Origin of the sequence: Mesorhizobium sp. M1E.F.Ca.ET.063.01.1.1, assembly GCF_003998155.1 — a bacterium.
Taxonomy (GTDB): domain Bacteria; phylum Pseudomonadota; class Alphaproteobacteria; order Rhizobiales; family Rhizobiaceae; genus Mesorhizobium.
Genome location: NZ_RZSC01001276.1, coordinates 1 through 981, shown reverse-complemented (window position 1 = coordinate 981; position 981 = coordinate 1). Strand labels below are relative to the sequence as shown.

Genomic DNA, 981 nt, shown 5'->3' with positions numbered 1-981 from the left:
GTGCTGGAGCGGCTGATGAGCGAGCGCTATCCGGTCTATGCCACGGCCGACATCACCGTTCCGACCCGCGACGACCGCAAGGAAGTCATCGCCGGCGAGGTGGTGTGCGCGCTTTGCGCCCATCTTGGCGTCGCCGCGATCGCCACCAGCGACGAGGTGGAGCCGTGAGCCATACAGAACCGGTTAAGGTCGAGGTGGGGCTCGGCGACCGTGCCTATGACATTTTGATCGGGCCGGGCCTGCTTTCCGGCGCCGGAACCGAAATCGCGGGCCGCCTTCCCGGCACCCGCGCGGCCATCGTTACCGACGAGAACGTCGCCGCCGCGCATCTCGAAACGCTGAAGGCCGGCCTGGAAAAAGGCGGCATCCATTCGGCCGTCATCACGTTGCCTGCCGGCGAAAAGACCAAGAGTTTTGCCCGCCTCGAAGAGGTGGTCGACGGCGTGCTCGCCGCCAAGCTCGAACGCCGCGACGTTGTCGTGGCTCTCGGCGGCGGCGTCATCGGCGACCTTGCCGGCTTCGCAGCCGGCATCGTGCGGCGCGGGATGAATTTCGTGCAGGTGCCGACCTCGCTGCTGGCGCAGGTCGATTCTTCCGTCGGCGGCAAGACCGGCATCAACAGCGCCCGCGGCAAGAACCTGGTCGGGGTCTTCAACCAGCCCAAGCTGGTGCTGGCCGACACCGGCGTGCTCGACACGCTGCCGATCCGCGAGTTCCGCGCCGGCTATGCCGAGCTCGCCAAATACGGGCTGATCGACCGCCCCGGCTTCTTCGCCTGGCTGGAGGAGAACTGGCAAAAAGTGTTCGCCGGCGGCCCGGAGCGGACCGAAGCCATCGCCGAGGCCTGCCGCGCCAAGGCCGACGTGGTTGCCCGCGACGAGTTCGAGACCGGCGACCGCGCGTTGCTCAATCTCGGCCACACATTCGGCCATGCGCTCGAAGCCGCCACCAACTATGACGGCGCCCGCCTCGTCCACGGCG

The 981-nt window shown here is 67.8% G+C and carries 1 protein-coding gene and 1 pseudogene; both read left to right on the top strand.

Annotation, left to right across the window (positions count from 1 at the left end; genetic code table 11):
* A pseudogene (locus EOA29_RS43550) lies at positions 1-168 on the top strand (shikimate kinase); the annotation flags it as partial.
* Positions 165-981, top strand: an 817-nt coding sequence (locus tag EOA29_RS37890; protein ID WP_127222484.1) for a 3-dehydroquinate synthase, incomplete at its 3' end; no start/stop codon positions are given. The pseudogene EOA29_RS43550 and the gene EOA29_RS37890, both read left to right, overlap by 4 nt.